This is a genomic window from Peteryoungia wuzhouensis, from assembly GCF_003205195.1.
In the GTDB taxonomy this organism is placed as follows: Bacteria; Pseudomonadota; Alphaproteobacteria; order Rhizobiales; family Rhizobiaceae; genus Allorhizobium; species Allorhizobium wuzhouense.
Map to the genome: position 1 here is coordinate 252,863 of NZ_QJRY01000002.1, position 17,901 is coordinate 270,763.

The 17,901-nt window shown below is 61.3% G+C and carries 18 protein-coding genes; 5 read left to right on the forward strand and 13 right to left on the reverse strand.

Annotated elements, in window-relative coordinates; all coding sequences use genetic code 11:
* Nucleotides 1-46: 46 nt before the first annotated feature.
* Nucleotides 47-1,252, forward strand: coding sequence for a multidrug effflux MFS transporter (locus DMY87_RS07130; RefSeq protein ID WP_110790605.1), 1,206 nt, complete (start codon nucleotides 47-49; stop codon nucleotides 1,250-1,252).
* 59 nt (nucleotides 1,253-1,311) lie between these two features.
* Here the strand turns inward: DMY87_RS07130 and DMY87_RS07135 are convergent, their stop codons facing one another.
* Nucleotides 1,312-2,136, reverse strand: coding sequence for an inositol monophosphatase family protein (locus DMY87_RS07135; protein ID WP_110790606.1), 825 nt, complete (start codon nucleotides 2,134-2,136; stop codon nucleotides 1,312-1,314).
* Between the two features lie 176 nt (nucleotides 2,137-2,312).
* Here DMY87_RS07135 and DMY87_RS07140 point away from each other — a divergent pair, with 176 nt between their 5' ends.
* On the forward strand, nucleotides 2,313-2,930 hold the full coding sequence (locus DMY87_RS07140; RefSeq protein WP_110790607.1) for a thioesterase domain-containing protein: 618 nt from the start codon (nucleotides 2,313-2,315) through the stop codon (nucleotides 2,928-2,930).
* Between the two features lie 17 nt (nucleotides 2,931-2,947).
* On the opposite strand, the gene DMY87_RS07145 is transcribed toward DMY87_RS07140, so the two are convergent.
* The 5 genes from DMY87_RS07145 to rpsD all read right to left on the reverse strand — a co-directional run bounded on the left by DMY87_RS07145 (nucleotide 2,948) and on the right by rpsD (nucleotide 7,498).
* Nucleotides 2,948-3,529, reverse strand: a complete 582-nt coding sequence (locus DMY87_RS07145) for a protein-S-isoprenylcysteine O-methyltransferase (protein ID WP_110790608.1) — start codon at nucleotides 3,527-3,529, stop codon at nucleotides 2,948-2,950.
* Nucleotides 3,526-4,731 carry an alpha/beta hydrolase family protein gene (locus DMY87_RS07150; RefSeq protein ID WP_110790609.1) on the reverse strand — a complete coding sequence of 402 codons (1,206 nt, stop codon included), beginning with the start codon at nucleotides 4,729-4,731 and terminating at the stop codon, nucleotides 3,526-3,528. The genes DMY87_RS07145 and DMY87_RS07150 overlap by 4 nt, the downstream gene beginning before the upstream one ends.
* Before the next feature lie 178 nt (nucleotides 4,732-4,909).
* Nucleotides 4,910-5,797: a tRNA 2-thiocytidine(32) synthetase TtcA gene (gene ttcA / locus DMY87_RS07155; RefSeq protein WP_110790610.1), complete on the reverse strand. Its 888-nt coding sequence runs from the start codon at nucleotides 5,795-5,797 to the stop codon at nucleotides 4,910-4,912.
* 44 nt (nucleotides 5,798-5,841) lie between these two features.
* On the reverse strand, nucleotides 5,842-6,768 hold the full coding sequence (locus DMY87_RS07160; RefSeq protein ID WP_110790611.1) for a glutaminase: 927 nt from the start codon (nucleotides 6,766-6,768) through the stop codon (nucleotides 5,842-5,844).
* Nucleotides 6,769-6,880: 112 nt separating this feature from the next.
* The gene (rpsD, locus tag DMY87_RS07165) at nucleotides 6,881-7,498 is read right to left on the reverse strand and encodes a 30S ribosomal protein S4 (protein ID WP_110790612.1); all 618 of its coding nucleotides are present in this window, start codon (nucleotides 7,496-7,498) and stop codon (nucleotides 6,881-6,883) included.
* Between the two features lie 335 nt (nucleotides 7,499-7,833).
* Between rpsD and DMY87_RS07170 the strand changes: the two genes are divergently transcribed.
* From DMY87_RS07170 to pepT, 3 genes are all read left to right on the forward strand, one after another.
* Nucleotides 7,834-8,826, forward strand: a complete 993-nt coding sequence (locus DMY87_RS07170; protein WP_110790613.1) for a TerC family protein — start codon at nucleotides 7,834-7,836, stop codon at nucleotides 8,824-8,826.
* Between the two features lie 159 nt (nucleotides 8,827-8,985).
* Nucleotides 8,986-9,840: a D-alanyl-D-alanine carboxypeptidase family protein gene (locus DMY87_RS07175; RefSeq protein WP_110790614.1), complete on the forward strand. Its 855-nt coding sequence runs from the start codon at nucleotides 8,986-8,988 to the stop codon at nucleotides 9,838-9,840.
* On the forward strand, nucleotides 9,837-11,072 hold the full coding sequence (pepT, locus tag DMY87_RS07180; protein ID WP_110790615.1) for a peptidase T: 1,236 nt from the start codon (nucleotides 9,837-9,839) through the stop codon (nucleotides 11,070-11,072). The genes DMY87_RS07175 and pepT overlap by 4 nt, the downstream gene beginning before the upstream one ends.
* A gap of 32 nt (nucleotides 11,073-11,104) precedes the next feature.
* Here pepT and DMY87_RS07185 read toward each other — a convergent pair whose 3' ends face one another.
* The 7 genes from DMY87_RS07185 to DMY87_RS07215 form a co-directional block, all read right to left on the reverse strand.
* Nucleotides 11,105-12,631: a helicase HerA domain-containing protein gene (locus DMY87_RS07185; RefSeq protein WP_165826168.1), complete on the reverse strand. Its 1,527-nt coding sequence runs from the start codon at nucleotides 12,629-12,631 to the stop codon at nucleotides 11,105-11,107.
* Nucleotides 12,632-12,902: 271 nt separating this feature from the next.
* Entirely contained in the window at nucleotides 12,903-13,217 is a 315-nt protein-coding gene (locus tag DMY87_RS07190; protein ID WP_245408848.1) for a DUF1127 domain-containing protein, read from the reverse strand.
* 352 nt (nucleotides 13,218-13,569) lie between these two features.
* Entirely contained in the window at nucleotides 13,570-14,850 is a 1,281-nt protein-coding gene (locus DMY87_RS07195; protein ID WP_110790618.1) for a hemolysin family protein, read from the reverse strand.
* 117 nt (nucleotides 14,851-14,967) lie between these two features.
* Complete coding sequence (gene murI / locus DMY87_RS07200; protein WP_165826169.1) at nucleotides 14,968-15,810, reverse strand: glutamate racemase; 843 nt, start codon at nucleotides 15,808-15,810, stop codon at nucleotides 14,968-14,970.
* Nucleotides 15,776-16,612 (reverse strand): RNA methyltransferase, encoded by an 837-nt coding sequence (locus tag DMY87_RS07205; RefSeq protein ID WP_110790619.1) that lies wholly within the window; start codon nucleotides 16,610-16,612, stop codon nucleotides 15,776-15,778. Before DMY87_RS07205 ends, murI begins: the two co-directional genes overlap by 35 nt.
* Before the next feature lie 67 nt (nucleotides 16,613-16,679).
* On the reverse strand, nucleotides 16,680-17,159 hold the full coding sequence (locus DMY87_RS07210; protein WP_110790620.1) for a hypothetical protein: 480 nt from the start codon (nucleotides 17,157-17,159) through the stop codon (nucleotides 16,680-16,682).
* Between the two features lie 106 nt (nucleotides 17,160-17,265).
* Nucleotides 17,266-17,796, reverse strand: a complete 531-nt coding sequence (locus DMY87_RS07215; RefSeq protein ID WP_245408849.1) for a hypothetical protein — start codon at nucleotides 17,794-17,796, stop codon at nucleotides 17,266-17,268.
* Nucleotides 17,797-17,901: the final 105 nt, after the last annotated feature.

The following is a 17,901-nucleotide window of genomic DNA, read 5'->3' on the forward strand; positions in this document are numbered from 1 at the left end:
TCCCGTGTCTGATTCCTTACACTCCGCGCAAAAAGCGCTGGGCAAGATGGGCCGCGCCGAATTTATCGCGTTGATGGCCTTCCTGATGGCGCTCAATGCGCTCGCCATCGACATCATGCTTCCCGGCCTCCAGCAAATCGGAGCAGCCCTCAACGTCGAAAACGAAAACCACCGTCAATACGTGGTCTCCGCCTACCTGATCGGTTTCGGTCTGGCGCAACTGTTCTACGGTCCGATCGCCGACCGCCTCGGCCGCCGCATCCCAATGATCCTCGGTCTCGGCATCTATGTTGTCTCCTCGCTCGCCGTCGTCTTCGTGCCGTCCTTCGGCATGCTGCTCGTCCTGCGGTTCATCCAGGGCATCGGGTCGGCCGCCACCCGCGTCATCACCGTCTCGATCGTTCGCGACGTCTTCGGCGGTCGGCAGATGGCCGAAGTCATGTCGCTGATCATGATGGTCTTCATGGTCATCCCGGTCGTCGCCCCCGGCACCGGTCAATTGATCATGCTGTTCGGGGACTGGCACTGGATCTTCGTCTTCATGGCGGTGATCGCACTGATCGTCGGGACCTGGATGTACATCCGCCTTCCGGAAACGCTAGCGCCTGAGGATATCAGGGCCTTCACGCCGAAGGTTATCCTCGACGGCTTCCGCATCGTCCTCACCAACCGCGTAGCCCTCTGTTACACGCTGGCCAGCACCTTCATCTTCGGGGCGCTGTTCGGTTTCATCAATTCGGCCCAGCAGATCTATGTGGGCATTTACGGCCTCGGCGTCTGGTTCCCGGTCGCTTTTGCCGCCGTCGCATTGTTCATGGCGCTGTCGTCCTTCGTCAACTCGAAGCTGGTCGGCCGCTTCGGCATGCGCAAGCTGTCGCACGCTTCTCTGCTCGGTTTCATCTTCATCAATGCCGTGTGGCTGCTGATCCAGGTCGTTGGCCCGCAGCCGATGCCGTTTGCGCTGTTCCTGAGCTTCTTTGCGCTCTCGATGTTCCAGTTCGGCTGGATCGGATCGAACTTCAACTCGCTGGCTATGGAACCACTCGGCCACGTCGCCGGCACGGCGTCCTCGGTCCTCGGCTTCATGGGCACGATCGGCGGCTCGCTGATCGGCGCGGCCATCGGCCAGGCCTTCGACGGCACAGCGCTGCCGATGGTCACGGGCTTCTTCGTGGTCGGCTTCATCGGTCTGATCTTCGTTCTGATCGGTGAGAAGGGCCGCCTGTTCCACCCGCAAAACAAGCCCGTCTGACCAACAGAGCGACCTGCTCAAAGCGAAAGGCCCGGTCGATGCCGGGCCTTTTGTCATTCTCAGACGGTAAAGATCTTCTCGCGCAATTCCCGCCAGGCATCCGGGTCGGCCGCGACCAGCAGTCCACCATCGGTATGATGCGGCAGATAGGCAGATCCGTCGAAGCGCGCGACATGCGCGCCCGCCTCCTGCATCATCAGCGCACCGCCGAGATGGTCCCAGGGCATCAGCTTGTTGTACATGGCAAAATCCATGTGCCCCTGGCCGAGCAGACGATATTCGTGGGCCGCACAGCGATAGCTGGTGAAGAGCCGCACCTCCGCGAGGTTCGTCAACAGGCGGCGACGGGTCTCGATATCGAAGAACCCGGTATTCGCAATGCCGATCATCTGGGACAGCGGCTGGCTCGGCCGGACGAACATTTGCTCCTGCGATCCATCGGGCCGGCAAAGCCACGCACCGGAACCCTTCTCGACCAGCGCCCAGTCATTGCCGATCGGGTCATAGATGATGCCGGCGACGGTCTCCCCCTTGCTCACCACCGCAAGCATGACACCGAACAGTGTCAGCCCGGCCGCAAAATTGAAGGTCCCGTCGATCGGATCGACGATCACGGCCAGATCGGCACCGGCGAGTTTTCCAAGCAGTTCCGGATCGGCAGCGACCGCCTCCTCACCGATGAAAAGGGCGTCAGGAAGAAGCGTGGACACACCCTTTCGGATCAGGCGCTCGGCCGCCTCGTCGGCCTCGGTCACGAGATCGATCGCCTCGGTTTTCATGCGCACGTCACCCTCGCCGAGGTTACGAAAACGCGGCAGGATTTCCTCGACGGCGGCCTCCTGCAGGAGGTTGGCCAAGGCGGCGATATCGATCGTGGCAGTCATGAAATCTCTCCGTTCCGTCGTGGTATTCCGGCTATTCTTGGACGCCGCCCCAACGCGGTTCTTCTAACCGGAAGGAAGACGCAAAGTACAGCTGGAAAGGCCCCAAGCTGCTGTTGCTTGCCACGGTGAAAAATGCATGATTTCGAAAACACAGCCATGTCGGAGTGCATTCTTCCATGATTTCCAGACGGTCCCTGCTGGCAGCCGCGTCGGCACTCCTGATCACCTCCGCCCTGCCCGCCGAAGCCGCACTCAAGTCCAAGCCCAAGCTGAAAACCGGTCAGGTTTATCTGATCCGCGGCTTTGCAAATATCTTCTCCACGGGGCTAGACACCCTGGGCGAGCAGCTTGCTGCAGACGGCGTGAAGGCTGAAGTTTTGTCGCTGCCGAACACAGATGCATTTGCCCGGCGCATCGCCGAAAAATACCGGGCCTCGAAAGATGCGCGACCGATCGTGCTCGTGGGCCATTCCCTGGGGGCCGACATGACCTTTGCCGTCGCCCGCGCTCTGGAACCGATGAAGATCCCTGTCGCCTTGATCATCAGCTTCGACCCGACCGGCAAAGGCCCGGTACCGCGGAACGTCAAGAAGGCCTTGAACTATTATACCGGCGGCGAAACCCTCTGGTCACCGGTGACCCCGATGCCGGGCTTCAAGGGCGACCTTGCCAATATCAACCTGCGCCAGGGTGACACCGCCATCAAGGGCATCGGCCATTTCAACATCGACAAGAATCCCGGCCTGCATGATCGCACCATCCGGGATATCAAGGCGGCCCTGCGCGCCCGCTGAACCGCGAACCGGATACGTCAGAACACGCCGGGAATGAGTCGCTTCGTGCGGGCACAATAGGCGTCGTATTCGCCGCCAAAGGTCTGGCGCATCATCGCCTCTTCGCGCGACTGTCGCACCGCATAAAGCGCAAGCACGGCAGCCAGCCCGGCAAAACCCGCGATCCAGTTCGGGATCAGCAACACCTGGGCGAGCCCCCAGAGCAGGAACGAAGCGTACATCGGGTGCCGGACATGGGCATAGACGCCGCCGGTCACCAGTTGATGCCCTTCGCGTACTTCAAGCGTGACCGACCAGTTGCGCCCGAGATCCTTGTGGCTGCGGCGAAACAGCCAGAGGAAGACGGCACCGGTCAACATGCCAAGAACGAGAACGGGAACAGGCTGGCCGCGATCGGCAAAGTCTGAAAACAGATCCAGACGCCAGGCGATCGGCATGACAACAAGACCGAGGAAACAGAGCGTCAGCAGAGAGATGTCGAGCACCGTCCGGTTGTCGACGCGCGTCTTCTGCCGCCGTGCCCGACGCATCGCCGGATAGCGCATGGCGCACCACACCAGGAGCATCACGGCCCAGAGAATGAAGGAAATGCGGATCATGCTTCGACCTTTGTCTGTTCGGCGACGAGCGCGATAGCCGGCGCGCTGCCGGGACCGACCTCTTCGAGCCGCTGCGTGCCACAGCAGATCAGGAAGAAGTCGTAGAAATAGCGGCGACTGTTGGCCGAGATGAACTGGTAGTGCACGCGGAAGAAATTGCGTTTGATCCGCTTATAGCTTTCCGACACCAGCATCTCTCTGAACCGCACCTGGAACATGCGCGGAAAGGCATCCTTCCGCTGGTGGGTCAGACCGGCGAGCCGGTAGGGGTCGCATTTGTAGAAATTGATGATGTCGGTGAGCGCCTGGAACTCGGTCCAGCGCAGTGCCGGAAACCGAGACAGGTTCTCCAGCCGTTGACGCGCCCTCACCGCTGCCGGATGCAGGCAGACCTTGAGCGAAGTTGATCCGACCGTGAGCAGGGTAAAGTCGACTGCCCGTCCCTCACCCGTCAGGCGCTCCGCCAACAAATGGGCAACGTCAAGGATCAGCGCCCCACCGGTCGAATGGCCAACGAGCAACACCTCGTCATATCGACCATCCCGCAAGCGCTCATCGATCAACCGTGACCACGCATCGAGACGCAGATCCATGTCCGGCCGGCGGCCGCGCAGATGCTCGCGGCTGAACGACCAGAGATCCATCAGGTGGAAGACGAAATAGCGCCGGCCGATGAAACGCCCCGCAGCATAGGCGACGAGCATGCCGACCAGAACGGCAACGATCATGCTTCCCGGAAAGCCGGCAAACCTCACCAGCCGATAGACGAAACACCCTGCTCCGGCGAACGCCATGAGCGCCACGGCCGGATAAAGAAAATAGAGCGCGAAACGCCAGTTGGTCCCGAAGAAGCGAAACATCGTCCCGCTGAAGACATAGTCGAGGAAGGAGATCAGATAGACCCAGAGCCGAACGACAAAGGGCCTGGACCCGTCACGTTTGACCAGATCGTCGAAGCTGAGGAAGGTCAGGTCGCTGACGCAGTCGCCGTCGGCGCCATGATAGTGGACCCGCGCCGTCGCAGCGATTCCGCCCGGCGCCGGTACCGGCTCCTCCATCCGCGCGGCCACTCCCCAGCAGGCACTGAACCGGGCCATCTCACGACCGATCCTGCGAAAGAACCCGGCCGAATCGTTGCGCTCATAACCACCGACCAGAAAGACGGCACGCCGCGCGACCGACGCCTGAGATTCCTCAGTCATCCACACTCCCACACTCGTTCATCCACCCGGCTCGTTCGTGCGAACCGGCCCCTTTCTGACTTTCTAAAGTGCAAGCTGCCTTAAGGACAGTCCGCAGGGTGCGCAAAGCCGGGGAAATTGTGCAAGAGCGGCGAAAATTGTGCAGGACACCCAATGCTGACCGTGAAAGGCCATGCACTCAGTCGCGGGGCGCCGCCATCAGTCCGGCGAAATCGAACAATTTCGGATCAAGCAGATGAGACGGATCGACATGACCGAGTGCCCGCAGCATCGCATCCTTCCGGCCCGGCATTCGCGCTTCGATGCCTGACAGCATCTCCTTCATCGCATTGCGCTGGAGCCCATCTTGCGAGCCGCAGAGATCGCAAGGGATGATCGGGAAGGCCATGGCTTCAGCAAACCGCGCCATGTCGTCTTCTGCGGCATAGGCAAGCGGACGCAGGACGAAGAGATCCTTCTCGTCGTTGAGCAGTTTGGCCGGCATGGCCGAGAGCCGACCGCCATGGAAGAAGTTCATGAAGAAGGTTTCAAGAATATCCTCGCGATGATGCCCAAGCACCAGCGCATCGCATCCTTCTTCGCGGGCGATCCGGTAGAGATTGCCCCGCCGCAGACGCGAACAGAGGGAACAATAGGTGCCGCCGCTGGGCACCTTCTCCTTCACGATCGAATAGGTGTCGCGATATTCGATCCGGTGTTTCACCCCAATGGACGCCAGATAGTCCGGCAGGACATGCTTGGGGAAATTCGGTTGCCCCTGGTCCAGATTGCAGGCCACGAGTTCGACCGAAAGCAGACCGCGCCATTGCAGGTCAAGAAGGATGGCGAGCAGGCCATAGCTGTCCTTGCCCCCCGACAGGCCAACCAGCCAGCGTTTCTGGCCCTTCAGCATGTCGAAATCGGCAAGCGCCTGGCGCACCTGACGGATCAGCCGCTTGCGCAGCTTGTTGAACGAAACGGAGCCTGGCGCCTGGGCAAAAACGGGGTGAACGGTCGCGAGGTCGAACTCGTCCTCGGCCTCCAATGCGGCTGCATTCTGGCTGTCGATCGTGGTGGCGAGGTTCATCTACGGCTCCGTTCGCCCTGCAATGCCCGTTGCGGCCCGGAAGATCAAGCCCCGAACACCGACCAGCCCGTGCGCGTGGCCAGCATTTCGAGTGCGGCCGAGCCGAGCGCCGAGTTGCCGACCTTGTTGAGACCGGGCGACCACACCGCGATCGAAGCCTTTCCGGGTGCCACCGCGAGGATGCCGCCACCAACACCGGACTTGCCGGGCAGGCCGACCTGATAGGCGAAGTCTCCCGAGCCGTCGTAATGCCCGCACATCAGCATCAGCGCATTGATGCGCCGCGCCCGCTTCGGCGAGACCACCGAGAAACCGGTCAGCGGATTGGTGCCGCGATTGGCCAGAAACAGTCCGGCATGGGAGAGCTGCACGCAGGAGAGCGCCAGCGCGCATTGGTGAAAATAGACGCCAAGCGTGTGCTCGACCGGATGGTCGAGATTGCCGAAACCGCGCATGAAATTGGCCAGCGCGAAATTCCGGTAGCCGGTCTTCTGCTCCGACTGCGCCACTTTCTCGTCGATGGAGAGGCTCTCGTCATCGGCGAGATAACGCATGAAACGCAGGTATTCGCCAATGGCTTCACGCGGCTTGTGACCAGCCAGCACCATGTCGGTGACGACGATCGCACCGGCATTGATAAAGGGATTGCGCGGAATGCCGTGTTCATGTTCGAGCTGCACGATCGAATTGAAGGACGAGCCTGACGGCTCGCGACCAACCCGCTTCCAGATCGCCTCGCCCGCCTTTCCGAGGGCCAAAGTCAGCATGAAGACCTTGGAAATGCTCTGGATCGAGAAGGAGGTATCGGCGTCACCGGCCTTGAAGGTCTGGCCGTCAACGGTCGTGATCGCAATGCCGAACTGCTTCGGATCGACGCGGGCGAGTTCGGGGATATAGTCCGCCACCTTGCCTTCGCCCAGACGCGGCTCCAGCGCCTCTACGATCTCGTCGGCAATCAGTTGAAGATCCATGCTGTCAAATCCCCGCCGCTAGCGCTGCGCCATCATCGCGGCTCTCTCCCGCACTGCAAACAAAAAAAGCCGCCCCGAAGGGCGGCTTTCCACAAATCCGTATCGCGAAGAATTAACGCGAGTAGAATTCGACGACCAGGTTCGGTTCCATGATGACCGCATACGGGACGTCCGTCAGGGTCGGGACGCGCGCAAACGTGGCAACCATCTTGTTGTGGTCGACTTCGATGTAGTCAGGAACGTCGCGCTCGGCGAGCTGGACCGATTCCAGAACGATGACGAGCTGCTTCGACTTCTGACGAACTTCGATGACGTCGCCGGCCTTGCAACGGTAGGAACCGATGTTGACGCGAACGCCATTGACCGTGACGTGGCCATGGTTGACGAACTGGCGGGCAGCGAAGATCGTCGGAACGAACTTGGCGCGGTAGACGATGGCGTCCAGGCGCGACTCAAGCAGGCCGATCAGGTTTTCGCCTGTGTCGCCCTTGCGACGGTTGGCTTCATCGTAAGCAGCGCGGAACTGCTTCTCGCTGATGTCGCCGTAGTAGCCCTTGAGCTTCTGCTTGGCGCGCAGCTGCACGCCGAAGTCGGAAAGCTTACCCTTGCGGCGCTGGCCGTGCTGGCCCGGGCCGTATTCGCGACGGTTGACCGGGGACTTCGGACGGCCCCAGATGTTTTCGCCCATACGGCGATCGATTTTGTACTTGGATGATGCGCGCTTGCTCATCGTATTTCCTTCTCAACACGTTAGGACGGTTTGTTACCAAACCGCCTCAAGGAAACACGCCCTCCTCTGAGCCTCCTTTTTCGAAGCTCTGACAGGATTCTCGCGTCAGCGAACGGAGAAAACCACGGGACATGTTAAAACAAACACCGGGCGTTTCGGCCCGGCGTTGGGGCGTCATTAGTGGGCTTGATCAAAAATGTCAACAACGAGACTTGAAACAGGCAAGAACAAAACCATCTCTTGACGACGCAGCACCGGGCCCCTCTGACGCGAGTGCCGGATTCCCGTGATGTCGGAGCTGCGATCCTCAACTATCCGGCAAGGGAAACCCCATCGTGGATTTTCTTTGGATTGATTTTCTGGGCAAACCTGCCTGGATGTGGCTCACTTTCGTCGTCGTCGTTCTCTTCCTCCTCGCTCTCGATCTCGGGGTTCTTCATAAGGACAGCCGCGAGATCGGCATCAAGGAGAGTTTCGCCCTCTCGGCCTTCTATATCACCCTTGGCCTCGCCTTCGGTGGATGGCTCTGGTACCAGAGCGGCGAACAGGCCGGTCTCGAATACCTCACGGGTTTCGTGGTCGAAAAAAGCCTCGCGATGGACAATATCTTCGTCATCGCGATGATCTTCAGCTACTTCTCCATTCCCAGAGCCTATCAACACCGCGTCCTGCTCTGGGGCATTCTCGGCGTGATCGTGTTGCGCGGCATCATGATTGCGGCAGGTGCTGCAATCGTCGAGAACTACAGCTGGGTTCTCTATATCTTCGCGGCCTTCCTCATCGGCACCGGCATCAAGATGCTGCTCACCGCCGACCAGGAATATGACGTATCCTCGAACCCGGTCCTGAAGTTCCTGCGGCGCAAGCTGCCGGTCACCGACGGCCTGCGCAAGGAGCACTTCTTCGTTCGCGAACCGGACGAGAAGACCGGAAAGCTGAAGACCTTCATCACGCCGCTCTTCCTGGCGCTGGTGATGGTGGAACTGGCCGACGTCATCTTCGCCGTCGACTCGATCCCGGCGATCTTCGCGATCACAACCGACCCCTATATCGTCTACACCTCGAACATCTTCGCGATCCTCGGCCTGCGCGCCCTCTATTTCGCGCTCTCGGCCCTGATCCACCGCTTCGCATATCTCAAATACGCGCTGTCGGTCGTGCTGATCTTCATCGGCTCGAAGATCTTCCTGGCTGATATGCTGGGGCTGGCCAAGATCCCGCCTGTGGTCTCGCTGACGGTCACCCTCGGTATCCTTGCGGCTGGTATCCTCGGCTCTCTCTGGGCGACAAGAAACGCCCTGCCCGAGAAGCACGGCACCGGCCACTAACGCAGGCAACACTTGCAAGGGGCGGCTCTCGGGCCGCCCCTTTTCCTTGCGGCTTGCGGTTTTGCCCAGACAATCCCCGGCCGATTAGGCAGCAAGTGCTGACAGGCGGGGCGAACTCCGCTATCCCGTGGGTCCCGCCAACAACTTGCGTCTCCCCCGATGATCCTGCGTCTGTCTCGTTTCTGCCTGCTCGCCTTGTTGTGTCTTCCCCTGCCGCTTGCCGCCACCAGCGCAAAAGCGGCCACGCATGCCAACATCCTGGTGGATGCCGAGACGGGCGAGGTGCTGGCGTCCATGAACCCAGACGCCATCACCTATCCGGCGTCGCTCACCAAGATGATGACGCTGTACCTGACCTTCGAAGCGCTGCATTCGGGACGACTGTCCTGGGACCAGCGGCTGGTGATTTCCAAGAACGCGAATGACAAGGAACCTTACAAGTTCGCGATCGGCGCCGGCAATACGATCAGCGTGCGCGAGGCGGTGATGGGCATGGTGGTGCTTTCGGCCAATGATGCGGCAACCGCCGTGGCCGAAACGCTGGCAGGCTCCGAGGCTGCCTTTGGCGTGGTCATGACCGTCAAGGCGCACAAGCTCGGCATGAACGACACGGTCTTCACCAACCCCTCCGGCCTGCCCGACCCCGCCCAGGTGACCACCGCGACCGACATGGCCCGCCTCGGCCTTGCGCTGATCCGCGACTTTCCCGAGGAGTACAAGCTGTTTGCCTCGCGCGGCATGACGTTCCGTGGCATGAAGTTGCGCGGCCACAATCCGTTCCTCGTCCGCTATCCCGGTGGCGACGGCATCAAGACCGGCTACACCAAGGCCGCCGGGTACAACATCGTGACATCGGCCACGAATGGCGAACGCCGCCTGGTGGGCGTGGTGCTCGGGGCTTCGAGCAACGACGCCCGCAACACCGAGATCATTGGCCTTTTCGAGAAGCATCTCGGACCTGTACCCGTCAAAGCCAGCCAGACGTCCATCAAGATCCAGGGACAGACACCATGAGCGATACCGTTCTCGACCGCTTTCTCCGTTATGTCGTCATCGACACCCAGTCGGACCCCGCCTCTGACGCGCAGCCATCGACGGAAAAGCAGAAGGATCTCGGCCGCCTGCTGACCGCCGAATTGCTGGAGCTGGGCTTGTCCGATGCGCATCTCGACGAACACGGCAATGTCTATGCGACCATCCCGGGCAACACGTCCAAGGACGTGCCCGTCATCTGCTTCTGCAGCCACATGGATACGGCTCCGGACTTCACCGGCACCAATGTCCGCCCGCAGATCCTGCGCAACTATCAGGGCGGCGACATCGCGCTTCCCGGCGACAGCGGCCAGGTCATCCGTGTCGAAGCACATCCGCAGTTGAAGAGCCAGATCGGCAATGACATCGTCACGACTGACGGTACGACGCTTCTCGGCGCCGACGACAAGGCGGGCATTGCCGAGATCATGACGACAGCGGCCCATCTGCTGGCCAATCCGGACATCCCCCACGGGACGATCAAGATCCTCTTCACCACCGACGAGGAGATCGGTCGCGGCGCCGACAAGGTGAACCTCGAAAAGCTCGGCGCCCGCTTTGCCTATACGCTGGATGGATCCACCGTCGGCGAGATCGAGAACGAGACCTTCTCGGCCGATGGCGTGACGATCGACATCTCAGGCGTTGCCATGCATCCCGGTTACGCCAAGGGCAAGATGGAAAACGCGATCAAGATCGCCAGCGACATCGTGGCCCGCCTGCCGCGCGACATCGCACCGGAAACGACAGACGGCCGCGCCGGCTTCATCCACCCGGTCGACCTCTCCGGCAGCATGGAGAGCGCCCATCTGCAACTGATCATCCGCGACTTCGACGATGCAGGACTTGTGGAAAAAGAAGCACTCTTGAAGGCGATCGCCGAAGACGTGCTGTTGGGCTATCCCGGCTCAACCATGACCTTCACGGTCAAGCAGCAATACCGCAACATGAAGCAGGTCCTCGACCGTCATCCCGAGATCATGGACAATCTCGCCGAAGCCGTGCGTCGCGTGGGCCTGGAGCCGGTGTTGCACAGCATTCGCGGCGGCACGGACGGCTCGCGCCTGTCCTTCATGGGCCTGCCCTGCCCCAACATCTTTACCGGCGGCCACGCCTATCACTCGCCACTCGAATGGGTGAGTGTACAGGACATGGAAAAGGCGGCGGAAACGATCGTTGCCCTGGTACAGGTCTGGGAAGAGCGGGCGGCTTAAGGCCGCTCGGGGAAGGTTGCCGCCGAAGACCGTTATTCGGCGGCCGACTGTGACGGCGCCTCGGCGTCCACCTGGTTGGGATCTCCGGGGCGCGTTTCCGCCTCGAGATCCGGGAAGGCGACAATGCGCTTGCCGGAAAAGTCGGTATGCACGACGACCAGACCCTGCTCCTCGAAATAGCCGAGCAGACGACGTGCACGTCGTGCCGAATGGGTGCCATAGGCACGGGCGATGCGCATGTCGGACGGGCATTCCTCGTTGCGGAGTGCTGCCTTGGCCAGCAGCAGGAACACACCCTGCAAATCGTCGGACACCCGCACAGAAAGCGACAATGCCGTCTGCCAGCCTTCACTCGCCGCCGTCTCCTCATCGACGCCGGCGCGAGCGACCGCAACGCGGCGGCGGAATTCGCCCATCGGCATCGGCGGGCCGGAGACACGGCGCATGCGGGCGCGCACCAGGAACTCCTGATAGAGCACGCTGTCGGTACGGTAGGCCGCCTGGGGATCGGCGAGGATTTCCGAGAGCACGGCCGACAGTCGCTCCTCGCGTTCCTCCGCCGACATTTCCGAATGGCGGGATGGCGCTGAAGCATCAGCATTGATCGGCGCGTCGGAAGCAGGTGTCGAGCGCGAGAGCTCGGCGAGAATATCCGTCGTCGGACGCGGGGCCGGCGGCGCGCGGCGGACGATCGGACGGGTGAATTCTTCCGGATCTGGCGTGAAGATCAGATCCTCGACATCCTGCGGCGCATCCGGCAGCGGCATCAGGAGCGGCGACGATGAACGCGCCGAGGTTTCGACGGTCCCGATCACGATCGGCAGCGGGCGGCGCGAGAGGGCCGGCCCCAGCGCCACGAAATTGCCGCGCTGCAGGTCGCGGAACATCTCCGCCTGGCGCCGGTCCATGCCCAAGAGATCGGCGGCGCGCGCCATGTCGATATCGAGGAATGTGCGGCCCATCAGGAAGTTCGAGGCTTCCGCTGCGACGTTCTTCGCGAGTTTGGCGAGGCGCTGCGTGGCTATGACGCCGGCAAGCCCGCGTTTACGGCCGCGGCACATCAGATTGGTCATCGCACCGAGCGACACCTTGCGCGCGTCTTCCGACACGTCACCGCCGACGGCGGGGGCAAACATCTGCGCCTCGTCGACGACCACAAGCACCGGATACCAGAATTCACGGTCTGCATCGAAGAGACCGTTGAGGAAGGCACCGGCCGCGCGTATCTGCTGTTCGACATCGAGCCCTTCGAGCGTCAGCACGCAGGAGACCCGGTGACGGCGGATACGGTCGGCGATACCGACCAGTTCCGCCTCGGTGCGCTCACCGTCCACGACCACATGGCCATATTTGTCCGAGAGCGTAACGAAATCACCCTCGGGATCGATGATGACCTGCTGGACCCATGGCGCGGACTGTTCGAGCAGGCGGCGCAGCAGATGGGACTTGCCGGAGCCGGAATTGCCCTGCACGAGAAGACGGGTGGCAAGAAGCTCCTCGATATCGAGCTTGGCAGGCTGACCGCCCTGCACCGTTCCCATATCGATTCCGACTTTCAACTGCGCAGTCTCCTGAAGGCCCATGAATGCATTGACCAGACGTCTCTAACAGACTTGCGCCCTTCCGTCCGAGGATGGCGCAAGAAACCCACAGGCAATGCTGTGCGAAAGGCCGGAATACGGGGCGTTGTCGCACGCGATCCACCTTGGCGATTCGCTGGTTCGATTTATGTAGCAGTCCGAAGTCGCGATCACCAAGCAAAGCCGCCACCGACAAGGGACAGCAGCCGGCCTCCGGCTCCACAAGGCGTGCGGAGCCGGAATGCCGGAATTAGAGCCTGATGTCCCACAGCGATATCCGCGGAGGCAGCCGCTGGACTTCGTCCACCGGCAAGCCGATGTCCTCAAGCATGCGCGGCGAGAGACCAGAGACGACATTGCGGATCTTCCGCTGCCGCCAAGCCGCAAACAGAACCGCAAGTGCAGTCCGCCATGGGCCGAAACGCTCGACCAGTTCGTGGATTCTGTCATTGAGAGGAATCTCAACCAGTGATTGATCTTTGTGCATGATTTTTCCGCCCCGGAACGCGACGGCGCCCAGGTCCTTTCGGTGATGAAAAACGACGCGGATCGAGCCTGAAGACACGATTACGCGCGCCGGGGGCCATTCACGTCAGTAGGATGAAATTGCCTGAAAAGGCGGAGAAACTGATCGAATGAACGATCAGCGGGTGGTTCGCACGCAGCCGAAGATGGCCGAAGAATATGCAAACACCGATCCGCCAGAGAGGCGCATATGCGTCGAAGAATGAGTCATCAGTCGCCTCCTGTTGCTTGAGTTGCGGATGAAGGGAACATGCCACGCCGAATCGGCACCTGCAACCCCGCAATTCGGGATTGCAAAACTTCAGGACATCCGTTGCACAGATGCAACAGATTGTCGCAGGCGAAGCGACGCCGTGAAGATTGGCCAGGTCGAGGCCCTGACCATTCTCTGCTTACCCCTGATGTCGGGAAACCAGCAGCTTGTCGATCCGTCGGCCGTCAAGGTCCACGACTTCGAAACGCCAGTCGCCCTTCACGAAGCTCTCGCCGAGTTCCGGAATGCGTTTCATCTCGTCGAGCACGAAGCCTGCAACAGTGGTGTAGTCGAGATCGGGATCGACAGGCACACGGATGATGTCGACGAACTCGTCGATCGGCGTCCAGCCGGCGACCAGATAGGAACCATCCTCGCGCTGGAACATCGCCTGTTCCTCGGACGCATCCTGCTGGAAGGCGCCCGTGATGGCTTCGAGGATATCCCCTGAGGTGACGATCCCTTCAAAATGGCCATATTCGTCGTAGACGAGCACCATGTGCAGCGGGGTCCGGCGCAATGCCTCGATGATGTCGGTCGCCTTGGAAAGATCGGAGACCACGGGAACGTCCGAAACCAGGCTTGCGAGATCAGCGGCATTGCCCATGGCGAGCCGTTCATAGAGGGTCTTGGCAAGCAACACCCCGATGATCTCGTCGGAATCGCCCCGTCGCACCGGGATACGTGAATGCGGGCTGTCGCGCAGCACCTCGCGCACCTCGTCGATCGTATCCTCGACGTCGAGGATCAGCACGTCGCGACGCGGCGTCATCAACCCGCGGGCCGTTCGATCGGAAAGGCGCATCACCCCGCTCAGCATCGCGGATTCGCCAGCCTCGATGACCCCAGCGCTATGCGCTTCGGCAAGCACCGTGCGGATTTCCTCGTCCGTCACCCTTCCGCCGGCATCGCCGCTCTGCCCGAGCAGGGAAAGGATCAGCTTGCCCGATCCGTCGAGCAGCCAGACGAGCGGGGCCGCGACCTTGGACAGGATCGACATGAACGGCGCCATCCGGGCGGCAACCGCCTCGGCATTGCGCAGTGCCACCTGTTTCGGCACCAGTTCCCCGACGATCAGCGACAGATAGGTGATGAGCATGACGACAGACCCGACGCCGAGTGCATCGGACGCGGTCTCCGACAGGCCCTGGGCGCCCAGCCACGTGGAGAGGCGCGCGCCGAGCGTGGCGCCGGAAAAGGCCCCGGAGAGAACGCCGACCAGGGTGATGCCGATCTGCACGGTGGACAGGAAGCGTCCCGGATCGGAGGCGAGGCGAAGTGCGGTCTCGGCACCGCGGCTTCCCTGCTCGGCCAGCACTTTCAGACGGGCCGGACGGGCCGAAACCACGGCAAGTTCAGACATGGCCAGAATGCCGTTGAGCACGGTCAGGAAAAAGACGATTGAAATCTCGATGAACAAAACGCTGAGCAAGGCTCCTCTACACCGGCAGCATGGCCGGCCAATAGCCCATAGCTACTAACACGACGAACACGAGCGAAAAAGCCGAAAGGCATTCGCCGTCGCGAATGGGTGGCATCAAGCCAGAGCGATCGCAGGCTGTTCGGAAACGGCAAGTCCCATGCCCTGCATCAACCGGCGTGTGGGAAAGTCCTGCCGACCGGATGTAAAGACGGCAAAATCGAAGCCGTCCGGATGTTCGGCATCCTCGACCAGCGGAACGAGCCTTCGTGCCTGGCGGGCAATGGCCTCCGCCGGATCGAGCCAGTCGACCGGCCAGGGCGCCAGCTTGCGAAAGACATTGGCGAGGAACGGATAATGGGTGCAGGCGAGCACCACGATATCGGTTCGCGCGCCATCCTTTTCAACAAAACAGGGCGCGATCTCGGCGCGCACCGCCTCGTCATCCAGTGTCTCGCCCCGGATATAGGCTTCTGCCATGCGCGCAAGGTTCTCGGACCCGACCAACCGGACATGACATTGCGAAGCAAACGACTGGATGAGATCACGGGTATAGGCGCGGCGCACGGTACCGGGTGTGGCAAGCACCGAGACGAGACCGGACCGCGTCCGCTCTGCCGCCGGCTTGATCGCCGGCACCGTCCCGATGAAGCGCATGGCGGGAAACGCTTCGCGCAGCTCGGCACCGACCAGCGTGAAGGCGGTGTTGCAGGCAACGATCACGGCCTCGGGGTCGTAGCGCTCGAGCAGGTCTCGAAACACGTCGATCACGCGGGCCTTGAGCGGCGCCTCCTCCCAACGGCCATAGGGGAAGCCGGCATCGTCGGAAACATAGATGAAGCCACGTTCGGGCATCAAAAGCCGCGCCTCGCGCAGCACGGTCAGCCCACCGATCCCGGAATCGAAAACCAGGATGGGCTTCAGTTCATTCGGTGCCGGCTTGACCATCTGTATCAGCATCCTCATCACCCGCCACTGGGACTGCCGGGGCTCTCTGCCCCCGCCGCGAGAAACGGTCGAGGGAGGAAATCACGCCACGGACCACATGGATCTCGGGCGTGGTGAAAGCGCGCCGGCTCAGCACCGCCCTTAAATTCTCTACCATCCTGGCTTTTTTATGCGGCGGATGAAAATAGCCCCGTGCATCGAGTGCCTCCTCGACATGATCGAACAGGCCGACAAGTTCGTCCTTTGTCGCCATGGGCTGCTCGGGTGCGTCGAAAGGCACCGCATGCACATCGTCCATGCTGGACTTCATCCACTCGTAGGACATCAACAGCACCGCTTGTGCGATGTTGAGCGAAGCAAAGGCAGGATTGACCGGGAAAGTGACGATTTCGTCGGCCAGTGCGACGTCTTCGTTCGACAGACCGGATTTTTCCCGGCCAAAGAGTATACCGGTCTTTTCGCCCGCCCTGAACTTGTGGCGCAGGGTCTCGGCCGCCGTCACGGGCGATCGAACCGGCTTGAACCCGTCACGCCCCCGCGCGGTCGTCGCGTAGACGAAATTGAGGTCGGCGATCGCCTCTTCCAATGTGTCGTAGACGACGGCCCCGTCGATGACGTGATCAGCCTTGGAGGCGGCGGCCCGGGCCTTGTCGGAGGGCCAGCCGTCGCGCGGCTTGACCAGGCGCAGTTCCACCAGGCCGAAATTCGCCATCGCGCGCGCCACCATTCCGATGTTTTCGCCAAGCTGCGGCTCCACCAGAATGATTGCCGGCCCTTCCGCCAGCATGATGCGCTCGCTGTTCGTTCCCGCCATGATCCGCCCTTCTTAAAACAATCCGGGCTCCCATTCGCACAAATTCACCGCGCCGCAAAGGGGCGGGTCACTGCTTGGGCCAGGATCCGGTGACCAGAAAGTCGAGATACGAATGGGTGAGCGCGGCATATTCGGCTTTCACCGACGTCTCGATATTCCCGGCCGCGTAGTCACGGTTCCAGAAGTTGTCGATGACGTAATGTCCATCCTGCTCGATCACATGGAAGATCGTGCCCGGCTCCTTCAGGTTCGGCGCGTGTCCAAAGCAGGACATCGCATCGAAGTAGACGGCGACCGGCGTCACCGCACCAACAGGCGCGAGTGTCTCGAAGCGGACATCCTTCAGCGGACAGGAATCCTGGCCGCCGATCACCACGTCATAGCCAGTCATATAGCCCTGGCCATCCTGGAGTTCGTCCACCTTTTGGGCGAGCCGATAAACCTCGACGAAACTGCTGCTATAAATCGACGCAAGAAGGCTCTCGTCAAAATATCCCTGTGCTTCGACTGCAGGCTGGCCTTCGCCATTCCAGCCGGCAACCGCCATGACCGTCCTCACGGGATCGGCGGGGTCCGCTGCAAAGGCAGGAAGCGATAAGAGTGTCGATACAAATGCTATGGCAATATGGACAGGTTTCGTCATCGCCGCCTCGCTACTCGCCACCCTGGACCTTCAGATCCTGCTTGATCGAATTGCCGGAATTGCCGTCGACGACAGGATAGATATCGTCGATCACGGCCCGTCCGTTTTCGGTCTCGACATGGAAGATCAAGACCGTATCGGCAGCGCCAGCAGCGTCCGAAGAACAACTGCGGTTGTCGAAAAGCGCTGTGACCTGGCCGTCGCCATCATCTTCGATTCGGATATTCTTGAAGGGGCAACCGTCCTGCCCCTGGGCAATTGGGTCGTAGTCGAACGGGAAGCCCGTCGTCTCACCCTCCGGGATGTCATACGGCGGGTTCTTCGATGCCGCGCGAAAGGCAGCGACAAACTCGGCACTGAACAGACGTTTAAGTCGGTCCTCGCTGAAGACCTCCTCTTCGGTGCCACTCGCCCCCTCTTCCCAATTGCGCGCAGTCGCCTCGACGATCTCGCGCACCGGCGCCGTCATGTCGACGGCGAGTGCCGGTCCGGCACCGGACATCAACGCGAGCATGAACAAACCAGCCTTCATCGTCTTCATGCAAATCTCTTTCCCGGTTTCAAGCGGCGTCACGGACAGGCGCATGGGTAGACCACTCTCCTAGCGCGAATGAGCGCTGTAGGCCCGGTCCAAGTTTGGGAGAAT

Excerpts from the sequence above, each read along its gene's own strand:
- DMY87_RS07130 (WP_110790605.1), top strand. The coding sequence starts at position 47 with ATGGGCCGCGCCGAATTTATCGCGTTGATGGCCTTCCTGATGGCGCTC.
- DMY87_RS07135 (WP_110790606.1), bottom strand. The coding sequence starts at position 2,136 with ATGACTGCCACGATCGATATCGCCGCCTTGGCCAACCTCCTGCAGGAG.
- DMY87_RS07140 (WP_110790607.1), top strand. The coding sequence starts at position 2,313 with ATGATTTCCAGACGGTCCCTGCTGGCAGCCGCGTCGGCACTCCTGATC.
- DMY87_RS07145 (WP_110790608.1), bottom strand. The coding sequence starts at position 3,529 with ATGATCCGCATTTCCTTCATTCTCTGGGCCGTGATGCTCCTGGTGTGG.
- DMY87_RS07150 (WP_110790609.1), bottom strand. The coding sequence starts at position 4,731 with ATGACTGAGGAATCTCAGGCGTCGGTCGCGCGGCGTGCCGTCTTTCTG.
- ttcA (WP_110790610.1), bottom strand. The coding sequence starts at position 5,797 with ATGAACCTCGCCACCACGATCGACAGCCAGAATGCAGCCGCATTGGAG.
- DMY87_RS07160 (WP_110790611.1), bottom strand. The coding sequence starts at position 6,768 with ATGGATCTTCAACTGATTGCCGACGAGATCGTAGAGGCGCTGGAGCCG.
- rpsD (WP_110790612.1), bottom strand. The coding sequence starts at position 7,498 with ATGAGCAAGCGCGCATCATCCAAGTACAAAATCGATCGCCGTATGGGC.
- DMY87_RS07175 (WP_110790614.1), top strand. The coding sequence starts at position 8,986 with ATGATCCTGCGTCTGTCTCGTTTCTGCCTGCTCGCCTTGTTGTGTCTT.
- pepT (WP_110790615.1), top strand. The coding sequence starts at position 9,837 with ATGAGCGATACCGTTCTCGACCGCTTTCTCCGTTATGTCGTCATCGAC.
- murI (WP_165826169.1), bottom strand. The coding sequence starts at position 15,810 with ATGCTGATACAGATGGTCAAGCCGGCACCGAATGAACTGAAGCCCATC.
- DMY87_RS07205 (WP_110790619.1), bottom strand. The coding sequence starts at position 16,612 with ATGGCGGGAACGAACAGCGAGCGCATCATGCTGGCGGAAGGGCCGGCA.
- DMY87_RS07210 (WP_110790620.1), bottom strand. The coding sequence starts at position 17,159 with ATGGCGGTTGCCGGCTGGAATGGCGAAGGCCAGCCTGCAGTCGAAGCA.
- DMY87_RS07215 (WP_245408849.1), bottom strand. The coding sequence starts at position 17,796 with ATGAAGACGATGAAGGCTGGTTTGTTCATGCTCGCGTTGATGTCCGGT.